General features: G+C 65.4%; 16 protein-coding genes. 8 read left to right on the forward strand and 8 right to left on the reverse strand.

What is annotated here, in order from left to right; genetic code table 11:
• Window positions 1–55: 55 nt before the first annotated feature.
• Window positions 56–808, forward strand: a complete 753-nt coding sequence (locus ACPJW8_RS00180) for a LysR family transcriptional regulator substrate-binding protein (RefSeq protein ID WP_425256379.1) — start codon at window positions 56–58, stop codon at window positions 806–808.
• Between the two features lie 9 nt (window positions 809–817).
• Here the strand turns inward: ACPJW8_RS00180 and ACPJW8_RS00185 are convergent, their stop codons facing one another.
• Window positions 818–1,159 carry a hypothetical protein gene (locus ACPJW8_RS00185; protein ID WP_330188948.1) on the reverse strand — a complete coding sequence of 114 codons (342 nt, stop codon included), beginning with the start codon at window positions 1,157–1,159 and terminating at the stop codon, window positions 818–820.
• Between the two features lie 81 nt (window positions 1,160–1,240).
• Between ACPJW8_RS00185 and ACPJW8_RS00190 the strand changes: the two genes are divergently transcribed.
• On the forward strand, window positions 1,241–2,878 hold the full coding sequence (locus ACPJW8_RS00190) for an urea amidolyase family protein (RefSeq protein ID WP_330188949.1): 1,638 nt from the start codon (window positions 1,241–1,243) through the stop codon (window positions 2,876–2,878).
• An 8-nt stretch (window positions 2,879–2,886) separates the two neighbouring features.
• On the opposite strand, the gene ACPJW8_RS00195 is transcribed toward ACPJW8_RS00190, so the two are convergent.
• Window positions 2,887–3,723 carry a pentapeptide repeat-containing protein gene (locus ACPJW8_RS00195; protein WP_330188950.1) on the reverse strand — a complete coding sequence of 279 codons (837 nt, stop codon included), beginning with the start codon at window positions 3,721–3,723 and terminating at the stop codon, window positions 2,887–2,889.
• 344 nt (window positions 3,724–4,067) lie between these two features.
• On the opposite strand from ACPJW8_RS00195, the gene ACPJW8_RS00200 reads away from it, so the two are divergent.
• The gene (locus tag ACPJW8_RS00200; protein WP_330189008.1) at window positions 4,068–5,414 is read left to right on the forward strand and encodes an MFS transporter; all 1,347 of its coding nucleotides are present in this window, start codon (window positions 4,068–4,070) and stop codon (window positions 5,412–5,414) included.
• Here the strand turns inward: ACPJW8_RS00200 and ACPJW8_RS00205 are convergent.
• Window positions 5,353–6,060, reverse strand: coding sequence for an alpha/beta hydrolase (locus ACPJW8_RS00205; protein WP_330188951.1), 708 nt, complete (start codon window positions 6,058–6,060; stop codon window positions 5,353–5,355). The genes ACPJW8_RS00200 and ACPJW8_RS00205 overlap by 62 nt on opposite strands.
• Window positions 6,061–6,142: 82 nt before the next feature.
• Between ACPJW8_RS00205 and ACPJW8_RS00210 the strand changes: the two genes are divergently transcribed.
• From ACPJW8_RS00210 to ACPJW8_RS00220, 3 genes are all read left to right on the forward strand, one after another.
• Window positions 6,143–7,144 carry a LacI family DNA-binding transcriptional regulator gene (locus tag ACPJW8_RS00210; protein ID WP_330188952.1) on the forward strand — a complete coding sequence of 334 codons (1,002 nt, stop codon included), beginning with the start codon at window positions 6,143–6,145 and terminating at the stop codon, window positions 7,142–7,144.
• Between the two features lie 98 nt (window positions 7,145–7,242).
• Entirely contained in the window at window positions 7,243–8,385 is a 1,143-nt protein-coding gene (locus ACPJW8_RS00215; RefSeq protein ID WP_330189009.1) for a GGDEF domain-containing protein, read from the forward strand.
• Between the two features lie 42 nt (window positions 8,386–8,427).
• Window positions 8,428–9,051 carry a DM13 domain-containing protein gene (locus ACPJW8_RS00220; protein ID WP_330188953.1) on the forward strand — a complete coding sequence of 208 codons (624 nt, stop codon included), beginning with the start codon at window positions 8,428–8,430 and terminating at the stop codon, window positions 9,049–9,051.
• An 18-nt stretch (window positions 9,052–9,069) separates the two neighbouring features.
• Here ACPJW8_RS00220 and ACPJW8_RS00225 read toward each other — a convergent pair whose 3' ends face one another.
• From ACPJW8_RS00225 to ACPJW8_RS00245, 5 genes are all read right to left on the reverse strand, one after another.
• The gene (locus ACPJW8_RS00225) at window positions 9,070–10,323 is read right to left on the reverse strand and encodes an FAD-binding protein (RefSeq protein ID WP_330188954.1); all 1,254 of its coding nucleotides are present in this window, start codon (window positions 10,321–10,323) and stop codon (window positions 9,070–9,072) included.
• Window positions 10,324–10,414: 91 nt separating this feature from the next.
• On the reverse strand, window positions 10,415–10,801 hold the full coding sequence (locus ACPJW8_RS00230) for a VOC family protein (RefSeq protein ID WP_330188955.1): 387 nt from the start codon (window positions 10,799–10,801) through the stop codon (window positions 10,415–10,417).
• A 3-nt stretch (window positions 10,802–10,804) separates the two neighbouring features.
• The gene (locus tag ACPJW8_RS00235) at window positions 10,805–11,083 is read right to left on the reverse strand and encodes a metalloregulator ArsR/SmtB family transcription factor (RefSeq protein ID WP_330188956.1); all 279 of its coding nucleotides are present in this window, start codon (window positions 11,081–11,083) and stop codon (window positions 10,805–10,807) included.
• 127 nt (window positions 11,084–11,210) lie between these two features.
• Window positions 11,211–11,915 carry a type 1 glutamine amidotransferase domain-containing protein gene (locus tag ACPJW8_RS00240; RefSeq protein ID WP_330188957.1) on the reverse strand — a complete coding sequence of 235 codons (705 nt, stop codon included), beginning with the start codon at window positions 11,913–11,915 and terminating at the stop codon, window positions 11,211–11,213.
• Window positions 11,916–11,963: 48 nt separating this feature from the next.
• Complete coding sequence (locus tag ACPJW8_RS00245; RefSeq protein ID WP_330188958.1) at window positions 11,964–12,557, reverse strand: TetR/AcrR family transcriptional regulator; 594 nt, start codon at window positions 12,555–12,557, stop codon at window positions 11,964–11,966.
• A 119-nt stretch (window positions 12,558–12,676) separates the two neighbouring features.
• On the opposite strand from ACPJW8_RS00245, the gene ACPJW8_RS00250 reads away from it, so the two are divergent.
• Window positions 12,677–13,618 carry an NAD-dependent epimerase/dehydratase family protein gene (locus tag ACPJW8_RS00250; protein WP_330188959.1) on the forward strand — a complete coding sequence of 314 codons (942 nt, stop codon included), beginning with the start codon at window positions 12,677–12,679 and terminating at the stop codon, window positions 13,616–13,618.
• Between the two features lie 147 nt (window positions 13,619–13,765).
• A complete protein-coding gene (locus ACPJW8_RS00255) occupies window positions 13,766–14,143 on the forward strand; it encodes a hypothetical protein (RefSeq protein WP_330188960.1) in 378 nt (125 codons plus the stop codon).
• The last annotated feature ends 26 nt before the right edge of the window (window positions 14,144–14,169 follow it).

The following is a 14,169-nucleotide window of genomic DNA, read 5'->3' on the forward strand; positions in this document are numbered from 1 at the left end:
TATCCGCCCGGCGCTGGCCCGGCAGCACACGGATTCCGCGCGGTACTGTGAGGGGGTGCTTGAGTCCAACGAACCCCGTCCTGGCAATCCCCCTGCCGCAGACGCCACCACGGAACCTGCTGCGCGGGTGCTGCGCTTTGCCTACGTTGCCGGGGTGACTCCGGGCAAGTGGATCCGGCGCTGGGAAGAGCGGATGCCCGGGATTCCGCTGGAGTCCTTTATGTCCGACGACGGCACGCAGCTTTCGGTCCTCCGCGACGGTTCGGCGGACCTCAGCTTTGTCCGGCTTCCGGTGGAGCGCGAAGGCCTGAGCGTTATCCCCCTCTACGAGGAGCAGCCCGCCGTTGTAGCGCCCAAGGGACACGAGATTTCGGTCTTCGAGGAAGTGGAGCTGGGCGACCTTTCGGAAGAGACGTTCCTGGACGCCGCTGAAATGGGAGGGCCGGAGATGGCCATGCAGGTGGCAGCATCAGGGGCCGGGCTGGTGATCCTGCCGCAGCCCGTGGCAAGGCATTTCAACGTCAAGGACGCCGTGGTGCGCAAACTCAATGGCGCCGAACCCACGCAGATCGCGCTGGCCTGGCCCACCGATTCCACGGATGAGGTCATCGAAGAATTTATTGGCATTGTCCGGGGCCGCACCGCGCAGAGCTCACGGCAGCCCTCCGCCCGCCAGGAAGAACCCAAGCGCGAGCCGAAGCCGGACCGCCGCGGATCCGGGGTCAAGAAACCCAAGGTGGCACAGCGTTACGCCCCGAATCCGGACAAGGGCCGGGGCAAGGGCTCGCGGAAAAAGGGGAAGCGCTAGGCCGGGACCTTATGCGCAGGCGTCCTGCAGGTTCTTCACGGAGTCTTCCGGCACCTGGTCCCCGGCGTCCGCGATCTGGCGCATCGGCGTCGTAATTTCCGCCGGAATGCCGGCCGATTCGGCGGCGCCAACCAGCCCGCCCAGCAATTCCTGCTCACCCAGGCTCACCAGCCCGTCCTCCACCAGTGCGCAGACCTGGTTCCGGACCTCATCCGCAGCGGCAGTGGTGACCTTGGAAGCGGCATCGCTGACGGCGTTCTCCGCGGCATCCTGGACGGAACAGCCGGCCAGGAGCAGCGCCAGCGGCAGGGTTGCGGTCAGGAAGATGCGGGCAGGAAGGGGTCGGTTCATACTTCCACCCTAACAACGGCACAATGGGGGAAGCCGGGGATCCTGCCGGGGATCGCCTGACGGAAGCGGGGTGGGGAGGCCATGACGGACGGGACGAACACTATCCGTGTGCTGTCCGTGCGCGCCGCCGGATCGCGGGCGGTTCTGGCTGAACTTGCAGGCGTCGAGGACGTACTGGCGCTGACCGCTGCCCTGCGCACATCCCCCTTGCCCGGCCAGGAGCAGGTGGTTCCGGCGGCCACCACAGTGCTGGTCATTGCCGAATCCGCGCCGGCCGCACGCTCACTCCGTTCCGCCTTGCTGCAGCTGGAACTTCCACCATTTGCGGGCCATCAGGCCGGTGCTGCTGTGGTCATTAATACTGTGTACGACGGCGTGGACCTCGCCTCGGTTGCCGAACACTTGGGCCTTAGTACGGAAGCCGTGATCGCCGCGCATTCGGGCCAGGCCTGGACGGCGGCATTCGGCGGATTCGCGCCGGGATTTGCCTACCTCCTGGGCGACGGAATCCTGGACGTACCGCGGCTGGACTCACCCAGGACGTCAGTTCCCGCCGGTTCCGTAGCCCTCGCCGGACAGTACTCGGCCGTTTACCCCAGGAGCTCACCGGGCGGCTGGCAACTGATCGGGCACACCGACGCCGTGATGTGGGACCTGGACCGGGCCGCGCCTGCACTGGTGAAGCCGGGGGACACCGTGCAGTTCCGGCCGGTGCGGGAGCTGGTGCAGCTGGGCGGGACGCGGAATGCCGGGGGCCCGGACGCCCCTGCCGGGCCCGTTGCTGAAGCAGTTCAAGGAGACGTTCCGGGGCAGGAGGGGTTGCGGGTCCTTTCCGCTGGCCTGCTGAGCCTGATCGAGGACCTTGGGCGTCCGGGGTTCCAGGATCTTGGCGTACCCGCGTCCGGGGCCCTGGACCGTGCCTCGCTGCGCCGCGCCAACCGCCTGGTGGGCAACGAATCTGACGCCGCGTGTCTTGAGACAGTTGCCGGCGGACTGGTGGTCCAGGCCGTGGGGGACCGGATTGTGGCAGTTGCCGGGGCACCCGCACCGCTGACCGTATATTCCCCCTCAGGAATGAACGACGGCGGTGCCGCCTCGCGCAACATGTCCCGGAGCGTACCGATCGGCGAGGCCTTTGCGCTGCTGGACGGCGAATCGCTGGAGATCGGCGCTCCGGCCTCCGGCTTCCGGAGCTACCTGGCCGTGCGCGGGGGCATCAACGTACAGCCCCGCCTCGGCAGCTGGTCAGCGGACACCCTCTCCGGCATCGGCCCGTCACCCGTGGCGGCCAGGCAGCTGCTGCCGGTGGGCACCCGGACGGCTTCCGGCGTCGTCGGCCTCCCTGAGCTGCAGCCCGCCTACCCGCAGGCTGGTACAGCGACAGAGCTCAGGGTGGTCCCCGGGCCGCGGGACGACTGGTTTGCTGACGGCGCGCTGGAACACCTGTGCGCGCAGGCCTGGACAGTCACGCCCCGGTCCAACCGGGTGGGCCTGCGCCTCTCCGGCGAACCTCTGGCCCGCGTCCGTGAAGGCGAGCTGGCCAGCGAGGGAATGGTGGCCGGTGCCCTGCAGGTGCCGCCGGACGGGCAACCCGTGCTGTTCCTGGCCGACCACCCGGTGACCGGCGGCTACCCGGTAATCGCCGTGGTTGCCGAAGAGGACCTGGCGATGGCCGCACAGATCCCCCTCGGCGGACTGGTCAGGTTCCGGGTGGCCTGATTTCCGTCTTACCTGAACCAGTGCGGGGGTGCGGCCAGGCGGTCCGGCAGTGTGGTGGCGGCGTCACCGGCAGCAGCGTTGACCTGCGGCTGGGTCAGGTAGAGCGCCCTCTCAAGCTGGGCACCGTGCAGCCTGGCGTCCCGCAGGTCCGCACCCAACAGATCGGCCCCGGACAGCTCGCAGTCCCGCAGGTCAGCGCCGATCAGCAAAGCACTTCGCAGATCGGCACCGCAAAGTTGCTGGCCGCGGAAGGCGCCGCCCACCAGGTCGGCTCCGGCGTGGAGGCCGGATCCACGATGCCTGCTGCCGGTGGCGGCAAAGCCGGCCCGCACCTCCTCACTCACCTCCATCAAGAGGTTCCTGACGCGGACATGGAGGGCCCCGACGTCGAACGTCAACAGGTCCCGGACCGCGCCGCGGGTGACGGCGGAGATGGTGTGGGACAGGTTGTATGCGTCGGCGGCGAGGTCCGGATCGAAGGTGCGCCGGCCGGCCTCGTCCAGGTGCCAGAGCATTTCGTGGAGCTGCCGGACAATGCCGAAGGCGGCGAACATTTCCGTGCGGCTGGACGGGTTGGCCCGCCAGCTGACGCCGTCAAAAAGCTGCTGCGAGACCGCCTGGCCAGCGCCGAAACAGTCAAACACCGTGCAGCCCCGGAAGCCGCGCGCCGGCAGCGAGGCATGGATGGTGCAGGAGAAATCGTCGGCGAGGTTGGCGCACGGAGTGGCCGGAGGCTTGTCCACGGCGAAATCGGCTGAGCGGCTGAACCCGAAAGCCGTGCAGCACAAGGCAAAGCAGTTGGCGCAGTCAGGACGGAGCGCAGGGGAGGGCAATGGGGTGGTCATGGGGAAACTCCTGGGATGATTCTGGCGATGGTCCGGAGGATGCGGAGCCCGCAATGGGCCCCGGATCAGGGGACGTCGAATCACCGCTCCGAGGGGAGCGTTCAGCCTGGTGGACCGGGATGGCCGGGCGCCGGACAGGCGGGTCAGGAATTCAAGAAAGTAAGCACTGCTCCCAGAGTACCAATCCAGGAATCTGATGGGCGTTGCCGGGGCCCTTCCCGTTGTCAGGGGTGCTCGCTACGCTGAGGAAGGTGACGGAGGAAGACCCCACATTCGTGGATCAACACAGCCAGCACAGCACGGACCGACCGAGCGCGGACCGACCGGTGGTGCCGGCCAACGGGATGCGTACGTTCATCAACGTGCTCGCCAACACCATGATCGCCAACGTCACTACCAGCTTCCTCTGGTTCGCGCTGACGTTCTGGGTGTACCTGGAGACCCGGTCCGTACTGGCCACGGGGATCATCGGGGGTGCCTACATGTTGCTGGTGGCTGCGTTCGGCATCCTGTTCGGCGCCGTGGTGGACAGGCACCGCAAACACCACGTGATGGTGCTCTCCAGCATTGCCACCCTTGCTGCCTTCATCGCCGCCGGGCTGCTGTACCTGGCCCACCCGGAATCCGAGCTGGTAAACCTTGGCGGACCCTGGTTCTGGCTGTTCGCGGGCGTGATCCTGATGGGTTCCGTGGTGGAAAACCTCCGCAACATTGCACTGTCCACCACGGTGACCCTGCTGGTGCCGGTGGAGCGGCACGCCAACGCCAACGGCATGGTGGGCACCGTGCAGGGGATGGCCTTTATTGTCACCAGCATTTTCAGCGGGCTTGCCATTGGTTTCGTCGGCATGGGGTGGACGCTGGCCATTGCCATCGCGGCCACGTTGGTGGCGCTGGTGCACCTGTTGTGGCTGCGCATTCCGGAGGAGCAACCGGTCTCGGATACCGGACGCCCACCCGCCATTGACCTGCGCGGCAGCATTACCGTGATCCGAGCGGTCCCCGGCCTGTTCGCCCTGATCCTGTTTGCCACGTTCAACAACCTCATTGCCGGCGTCTACATTGCCCTGATGGATCCCTACGGGCTGACGCTCTTCCCCGTGGAACTGTGGGGTGTGGTGTTCGGTGTTGCCTCCACCGGCTTCATCATCGGCGGGCTGGCCATTGCCAAGTGGGGCCTGGGCGGCAACCCCATCAAGACCATGCTGCTGGTGGTGGCCGTTATGGGTGTGCTGGGAGCGTTCTTCACCATCCGCGAATGGTGGTGGCTGTACGCATTGGGAACATGGATCTACATGATGCTGATTCCGGCCGTGGAGGCAGCCGAACAGACTGTCATCCAGAAGGTGGTCCCGTTCAGGCGGCAGGGCCGGGTGTTCGGCTTCGCCCAGGCCTTCGAATCCGCGGCAGCGCCCATCACCGCCTTCCTGATCGCCCCGATCGCCGAATTCTGGATCATTCCCTACATGGATTCCAGCGCCGGCCGCTCAACGTGGGGGTGGCTGCTGGGCGACGGCGATGCCCGGGGAATCGCGCTGGTGTTCCTCTTCAGCGGGCTGGCCATGGTGGTACTCGCGTTCTTCGCCTTCGCCACGCGCGCCTACCGGCTGCTGTCCGAAGAGATGCGCCTCAGCCCTGCCGTCCCTGAACCGCAGCCAGAATCGCCTGGCCAAGCTCGGACGGACGGGTGAACTGTGGCCAGTGACCGGTGGGCAGATCCACGTATTCGACGTCGTTCATCCGCGCCAGTTCAGCCGTAAACGGATGCCCGGCAGCCATGAATTCCTTGAGCATGGATGAGGGAAACTCGCACGCGATGATGGTGGTGGGCACATCGTAGCGGCGGGGATCGCCCACCTGCTGGGGGTCCTGGGCCACCCGCCGCGGCTGCGGGATGGCCCGGGCGCGGAACCTGGCCCGGAGCTCGTCGGTGAGGTCCGTCAGGTCCTGCTCCTCGAACATCTCCCACGGCGGCAGCGGGATGTCGTCGCCGTCGGCCGGCAGTTCATCATTGATCACGCCGCCCTCGCCCACGGGGCCCGAATCCACATAGATGCAGCGCGCGATCCGTTCCGGACGGGCATCGGCAACCGCGGAAATGATGGCGCCGCCACCGGAGTGCCCCACCAGCACCGGCCTGCCCTCCAGCGAATCAACAACGCGGACGACGGCGTCAACATGGTCCCGGAGGCCAATGCCGGAGCGGTCCGCACTGACAGACTCAAGGCCGGGAAGGGTCAGAGGGTGGACCGTGTGCCCGGCAGCCACCAGGGCAGGGGTCACCTCCTCCCACGAGCTCGCGTCCAGCCAGAATCCGGGAACGAGGATGATGTCCATGCCGGTACCCTATCGGAGAGGCAGTTCATCGATCGAGGGGGCGACTTCGTTGGGCAAGGATTCAAGACCAACCATCCGTGACGTGGCGGAACGGGCCAAGGTTTCACTCACCACCGTTTCCTACGTCCTGTCCGGACGGAACGGCGGCAGCACACGGATCAGCAAGGCCACGCAGGAACGGGTTTCAGCCGCCGCGCGGGAGCTCGGTTATGTGCCGAACCAGGCGGCGCGGGGCATGCGCCGCGGCCGGACCGATCTGGTGGCCGTGGCTCTCTGCGACCTCGACAGGGACTGGGACCGCGCGCTTGCGGCTGCCGCAGCCAGGATCCTGCCGCTCCACGGCTACCAGCCGGTGATCCTCCTCGGGGAAACCTGGCGGCAGTTTATGCTGGCCGGCGGAGCTGACGGACTGATCCTGTCCACCGTGCCCCGGGATGCCGTGGCGGATCCAACGGTTGCGGAGCTGGCCCAACGCGGAGTGGCCCAGGTGGTGGTGTCCGAATCCCTGCTCCCGGAAGGCTTTGACGTGTTGGCGCCGGAGCCCACGGAAGGGATTGAGGACTGCCTCGATTTCCTCACGGCCAGGCATACGCGCATAGCCTGCCTCCGCCGTCGTGAGCCCCAGGATGGCGGCCTCTCCCGGTACGACAGGTACGCCAGCGGGCTGGAGCGGGCAGGCATCCCGCTGGACCCCGCGCTGGTCCGCACCTCCGAACACCGGCGTGACCTTGCCTACCAGGCCGCGCTGGAACTGCTCAGCCTCCCGGACCGGCCCACAGCGATTTTCGCCACGCATGACATGGAGGCGCTGCAGGCTGTCCGCGCTGCCTACCGGCTGGGACTGCAGGTGCCCGAGGACGTCCAGGTTATCGGCGTCGGAAATTCCGCAGAGGGGCGCGAAACGGATCCGGCGCTCTCCAGCGTGGGCCCCGACCCCGTGTTTGAGACGGTGGTGACCATGCTGCTTGACCGCCTCTCAGGCAAGACACTGCTCGACGGCGTCCGGGTCGCCGCGCCGTGGAAACTGATCCTCCGGGGCACCACCGTCCAGCCTGCGCATCAAACCACGGCCGCAGGAAGGTAGGCCCGGAGCAAAAAGACCGGTGGATGCCGGTCAATTAGCAGCCTCCCGGTGCGATACTTGGGTCCACGACATCGGCTGTCAGGGGGGTTGCCGGGATGATCGTCCTCGATATTGCGACGCTGCGGATCGGCTTCAGTGTGATGGCCGTGATCCTGGTGCTGCTCTTCTACTTCTCCACGTACCGCTCCACGCGATCGCCCTACAGCGGCTGGTGGTGCGTGGCCCTGCTCCTGTTCCTGACCGGCTCCTTCCTGTTCCTGCTGGACGGCATCGAACACCAGACCTGGGCGAATCCGCTGGGCAACGCCCTTCTGGTAGCTGGAGCAGTGAGTGTCTGGTTCGCCGCGCGGTCCCTGCAGGCGGCGAAACTTCCACGCTGGGCTTTCGCGGCGGGACCGTTGGTGACCGCGGCCGCCGGGCTCCTGGACAATCCGGCAACCAACGTTTGGGCCGGAGGTGCCGTGTTCCTGGGAGCCATGGGGCTCGGGTTCGGCCTGGTGTCCCGGGAGCTGTGGCGGCTCAGCCCCGAGTACTCCAGGGCCAGGACGCCGATGGCCGCAGTGGCTGCTGCGGTGTCCGTGTACTACCTGTTACGGCTGGCATTTTTCCTGCTGCTTGGCCCGGACCACCCGGTTTTCACGGCCTACTTCGGCTCCGCCATCACCACCCTGATCATGATGGTGATGGTTGTGGTGGTGTCCTACAGCATGGCCGGGCTGAGCAGTGAACAGCAGACCCGGGCGCTGCAGGAGGTGGCCAACGCGGACGGCCTGACCGGATTGCTGAACCGGGCGGCCTTTATGGCCATGGCGCGGCGTGAACTGGAACGGCAGCGGCCGGGCCAGTTGCGGGGGGCGCTGGTGCTGGCTGACCTGGACCACTTCAAAGCGATCAACGATAACCACGGGCATGCCGCAGGGGACGTTGCCCTGCAGGTATTCGCCGGTGCCTGCCGCGACTCAATCCGCAGCACGGATCTGGTGGGCCGGTACGGGGGCGAGGAGTTCATCCTGCTGCTGCCTGGCGTGGGCGCCCCGAACGCCACCCGGATCGTGGATGCCATCAACCAGCGGCTGTCCGCAGCGGGGGACGCGGTTCCGGTACCCACCGTCAGTTATGGCATTGCCCTCTACGACGCTGGCCAGGACACCGTGGAAGAACTTGTGCGGCGCGCTGACGCCGCCCTGTATGAGGCCAAATCCCAGGGCCGCAACCGGATAGTGGTGGGCCGTTCGGAGTAGCCGGCGCTACCCAGCCGGGCAGGGATGGCGGAAGATGGTCCCATGAGTGGAAACAGCGGGGTTGAAGCACGCAACCGGCCCGGTCGCAGGCGGTGGTTGTTAATCGGCGCGCTGCTTGGGGTGGCGGCGCTTGTTGTGGGTCTGGTGTTGTTCAAGCCATGGCTGCTGTTCGTGGACGTCCGCGTGGATGAGCAGCTGCCCACCGTCGCGGCACCTTCAGCTCCCGTTTCTGCCCCCTCCACACCCGCATCCGGCGCGCCGACCCCCACAGGTGAGGCCCCGCCGTCGAGCATTCCCGCAGTTCCCGCCGGCCCCGTGGAACTGGCCGCCGGCTCCCTGATCAGCCACGAGCACCCCACCACGGGGACAGTGCGGATTGTTGAGCAGCCGGACGGAACCCGGGTGCTGACGTTGGAGAACCTGGACACCACCAACGGCCCCGACGTGCACGTCTGGCTGAGCGCCGCGGACGTGGTGGAAGGAAATGCCGGCTGGTACACCGCCGGGTCCGCCGAGTATTACGACCTGGGCCTCATCAAGGGGAACCAGGGCAACCAGGTGTACACCATTCCGGCCGACGTGGACCTGGCCAAGTTCAAGGCCGTGGACCTCTGGTGTGTCCAGTTCGGAGTGTCCTTCGGGGCTGCGCAGCTGGCGTTTGCCTAGCGCTGCTGGGTTGGCTGCTCAGCTGGTGCGGACGGGGGCGCCGAGCACGCTGTCCAGCAGTGCGTTGCGGAATTTGCCGTCCGGATCATGGCCGGCCGCCAATGCGCGGAAGTCGGTGAAGCGCGGGTATAGAGCTTCCCAATCGTAGGCGTTGGGCGTGAACAGCTTGCCCCAGTGCGGCCGTGCGCCGAATGGCCGGAGGAGCTGCTCCAGCTCGGGGAGGACCGCCTCAACCTCGGCCTGCAGGGGCTTCCACGTGAAGTGCAGCGCCACGCTTTGCTGCTGATAGAACGGGCTGAGCCAGTAGTTATCTGCGGCGCCGGTCCGGATTTCAGAGACGAAGAGCAACGGGGCGATCGTGTGCGCGAGGGTCCTGACTGCCTCGATGGCGGCAGGTGCGTGCTCCAGCGGCAGGATGAACTCGCTCTGCAGTTCTTCGCCGTTGCTGGGCGTGAACTCGTGGCGGAAGTGCGGCAGCCGGTCCAGCCACGGCCCGGGCTCATCCAGTTGCCCTGTGCAGTTTTCCGCCGACATGTCCGGCAGCGGATGCCTTGACCGGGTGGCCGCGGTGGCGCCGAACAGGTTGCTGATGGCGGGCTCTGAATCAAGGGCCTTCAGCCACACCTGGTTGATGGAGTCGCCGGCGTAGTCGGTGAACAGGCTGACGCTGTAGGCACTCGAAACCAGGGCGCGGAAGTCCGCCAGGGCACGGTCCCAGGGCAGGTCTTCGAGGACCCGTTGACGCATCTGGAAGCTGGGGCGGATGGAAAGCTCGACGGCGGTCACTACACCATGTGCGCCGAGGCCCACCACGCTGCCCAGGAACTGATCGCCGTCGTCTTGGGTGAGCGTCACCTGTTCGCCTGAGGCCCGGACCAGATCGACGCTCGCGACGGCGCCGGCCAGGGAAGGATTGTCCACGCCGGAGCCGTGCGTACCGGTCTGAATGGCGCCGGCCACCGAGATATGCGGCAGGGACGCCAGGTTGTGGATGGCGAAGCCGTTCTTTTCCAGGTCACGGCAGAGGGAACCGTAGCTGACGCCGCCGCTGACCTTTACCGTGCCGGCGTTCGTATCCAGCTCGATCTCCTGCGGCAGTGCGTCTAGGAGCAGATGCGTGCCGTCGGTGTCCGCGACCTTGTTGAAGGAATGCCGGGAGCCGAGGGGCTTGATCCTCGACGCTTCGGCCACTATCCCTGCAAGCTCCGCGACCGAGCTTGGCCGCGCCACGCCCGAGGAGGAGTATTCGAGGTTTCCTGCCCAGTTCTTCATTAAGCCGGCTTTCTTGATTGATGTGTTCTCAATTGTTAGCGCTCACAAGGCAGGTGTCAAGGTGTCCGCCCGTGCAGTTGGGCCGATGGGGTTACTTCATTTCGATGATCTGGATCAGGTTGCCGCAGGTGTCGTTAAAGACCGCCACGTGCGCCGTCCCGATGTCCGTGGGTGGCTGGGTGAACTCAACGCCGAGTCCGGTGAGGCGTTCGTGCTCAGAGTTGAGGTCCCGCACGGCGAACTGGGCAAGGGGGATCCCATCCTCCATCAGGGCGTCCCGGTAAGGCTTGACGGCGGGGTGGCCGGACGGCTCGAGCAGCAGCTCCGGGCCGTCCGGCGCCTCCGGCGACACAACGGTGAGCCAGAAGTCGTCCCCGAGGGGAACGTCGTGGCGCTTCTCGAAGCCGAGCACGTCTGTGTAGAAGGCCAGGGCGGCCCGCTGATCGTTGACGAACACGCTGGTCATGGAAATTTTCACGGTTCAGGCCTCTTTCTGGTGCGGCCAGCGTTCACTGATCTCAGTGAGTGGCCCGGGATTGAAATAGTGGAACTTGGAACGTCCGCGCTTCTCCGTCGTCAGCAGCCCGGCGGATTCCAGCACGCCGAGGTGCTGGGAAATCGCCTGCCTCGTGATGGACAAGCCATGCCGCATGGTGAGCATGGTGCAGATCTCGAACAGGGTCTGGCCGTCGCGCGCGGACAGCTCGTCCAGGATCAGCCGCCTGGTCTCGTCGTCCAGCGCCCGGAAGATATCGGCCATGTGTCCACTATATGCAAGTGACAGCTTGCATATCAAGGTTTGATTATCAGCGATCCCCGCCCTTGGCTGTCCAATCCTAAGCTTGTTCGCCACTCCTAACCTTGAAGGTTCTGAACGGCGAACAAGCTTAGGAACCGGCGGGAGTTACCTCAAGGAGTGCGGCGACCTTTTGTGCAGTTTCCTTGGCAGACCCGGGGTTCTGTCCGGTGACCAGCCTGCCATCTGCAACTGCGTACGAGGCGAACGGCAGCAGTGCTTTCTCATACAGTGCTCCCCGCGCCTTCATGTCCTCTTCGACGTTGTAGGGGACGAGTTTGTTGACGCGTGCGAGGACCTCCTCCTGCCATGCGAAGCCTGTAACCTTGCGACCATCCACAAGGAGGCTGCCGTCGGAAAGCCGTGTGTTGAGCAGGCCGGAGTATCCGTGGCAGACGGACGATACGATGCCACCTTGTTCCCAGATGTCCCGGGTGATCTTCTGCAGGCCCTGGCTGTCGGGGAAGTCGTACATAACGCCGTGCCCGCCCGTGAAATAGATGGCGTCGAAATCCGCGGGGTTGATTTCCTCAGGGCTGGCGGTGTTTTCGAGGAGGGCCATTCGATCCGGGTTGGTGTGCCAGGACTTGGCCGCCTTGTCATAAGCCGGGAATTTCAGTGACCTCGGCTCCAGGGGAGAACGGCCGCCCAGCGGGCTGACAATCGTCTGCCTGAAGCCGCGCGCCTCGAACACTTCCCAGGCATGAGCCAGTTCGGACAGCCAGAGACCGGTGGGGTGCGACGGGTCGTCGTAGTGGCCGACATTGGTAACGACGTGGAGGATCTGCCTAGTCATGAGTCTTCTCCTTGGGTGGGTTGGATCGGGACGCATTAGCAAAACGGGTTATTCGGGGGCTCCGCGCAGTGCAAAGATGGCGGCAACCGCCGACTGCACCCGGACTGCGACTTCATCTGAGGGCTCGGGCCGGAATTTGCCGTCCAGATGCAGGAAGGCCAGGCCGTGTGCCATGCTCCACAGCGCCGTCGACAGACTGGAAATGTTGGCGCCGGGGATGAGGGGCTCGATTGCCTGGTTCAGTACCTCGTGGAGTTGCTTGGAGGCCTGCACCCGTTCGCTGTCCGCGTCATCGCATCCATTGCCGAACATGAGGCGGAACACGGCCGGCCGCCGCAGCGCGAACGCGACATAGGCTACTCCGAGCGCCGTGACTGCTTCTTCCGGGCGGCTGCGCGTGCCGCCCTCGGCCAGCGCCGCTGCCAAATCCTTTCGGAGATCCTTGAAACCCTCCACCGCAACCGCGCTGTCGAGCGCTTCCCGATCCGCGAAATGCCGGTAGGGCGCTGCGGACGAAACGCCGGCGCGGCGGGCAACGGCTCGCAGGGAGAACGGCTCGCCTGCCTCCAGGCACTCGATTGCGGCTGCGATCAGGGCTGCGCGAAGATCGCCGTGATGGTAACTCTTCTCCAATGTTGACACTGCTAACTATGCCTCCTACGCTGATGTAAGCAGTGCAAACATACCGCATGTGGGGCGTGAAGTCATCCAACTCTTGAATCTCCAAGAGGCACGTGCCCGGATTGGAAGTAGAGGACGAAATGCAGACGATATTGGGTGCGAACGGTCAGATCGCAGTGGAACTTGCCCGCGAACTCCACCACGGGTACACAACCGACCTGCGGCTCGTGAGCCGCAATCCGCGCCAGGTGAACGACTCAGACGCGTTGGTGCGGGCCGACCTTCTCATTGCCGCCCAGACCGCTGCGGCCGTTAAAGGCAGCGACACCGTCTATTTCACGGCGGGCCTGCCCGCGAATACGGAGCTGTGGGAGACGGAGTTTCCCAGGATGCTCAGGAATGCACTCGACGCATCCCGCACGGCTGGCGCGAGGTTCGTCTACTTCGACAACACGTACATGTACCCCCAGGACGACCGTTTCCAAGATGAGGAAACCCCGTTCGCTCCCGTGGGGCGCAAGGGCAAGGTCCGTGCGGCGATGGCATCCATGGTGCTTGACGAGATGAATCGCGGAGACATTCCCGTCCTCATCGGTCGCGCGCCGGAATTCTACGGACCGGGCCGGACGCAGAGCTTCACCAACACACTCATCATTGACCGCCTCAAGGCCGGACGGAAACCCCGCATTCCGGTGCGGGATGACCGGCTGCGGACGCTCATCTGGACGCCTGACGCAAGCCGGGCGCTGGCGCTTCTGGGCAACACCGCGGACGCTTACGGGCAGACGTGGCACCTTCCTGTTGCTGAGGACCGGCTCACTTACAGGGAATTCGTCGCAATGGCTGGCACGGCGTTTGGCCAGAACCGCGGCTACACCGTCTTGCCGCGGTGGGCCCTTAACGCTGCAGGGGTCTTTTCCGCGCAGGTGCGTGAGCTCAGGGAACTGCTGCCGCGCTATGAACACAACAACGTTTTCGACTCCACTAAATTCGCCACCCGCTTTCCGGAGTTCGCGGCGACTCCCTATGCCGACGGGCTCGCCATGATTCACCGGGAGGCCACCGCTGGGCGGACAAAATGACCACCAGGGTGCCCGCCCGTTGGTTGCCAAATCCCAGGCTTGTTCGCCATTCCTAAGCTTGAAGGTTCTGAACGGCGAACAAACTTAGGAGCCGACGGCTGTAGGGCAAGACGGGACAAGCAGCTTCCGGCGTGGCACAGTGAGGCCATGACTCGAATCCTGATGATCGGTATCCATGCCAAATCCCTGGATTACAGCAAGCTGCCGCCGGGGCTCGACGAAGCAACAATGACCGAGCGGATCGAGGCAGGGTTCGGGGCAACACTCGCTGCAGGGTTCGATGCCGTTTCCTGCCTGATTGGCACCTCGCCAGAGGAGGCTGAAGCACAGATTCGTGCAGCGTTCACCCGCGATCAGTTCGGACTGGTGATGATCGGCGGGGGTATCAGGATGATTCCGGAATACACCGAACTCTTCGAACGGGTAGTCAATACGTGCAGCGCGGCGTCACCCGGGATCCCCTTTTGCTTCAACACCTCGCCCGAAACAACGTTGGACGCGCTGAGGCGCCACGTTCAGCCGTAAGCCCGGCAACAACAGAAGGAGTCTTC

This window comes from Pseudarthrobacter sp. J47 (genome assembly GCF_049810315.1).
In the GTDB taxonomy this organism is placed as follows: Bacteria; Actinomycetota; Actinomycetes; order Actinomycetales; family Micrococcaceae; genus Arthrobacter.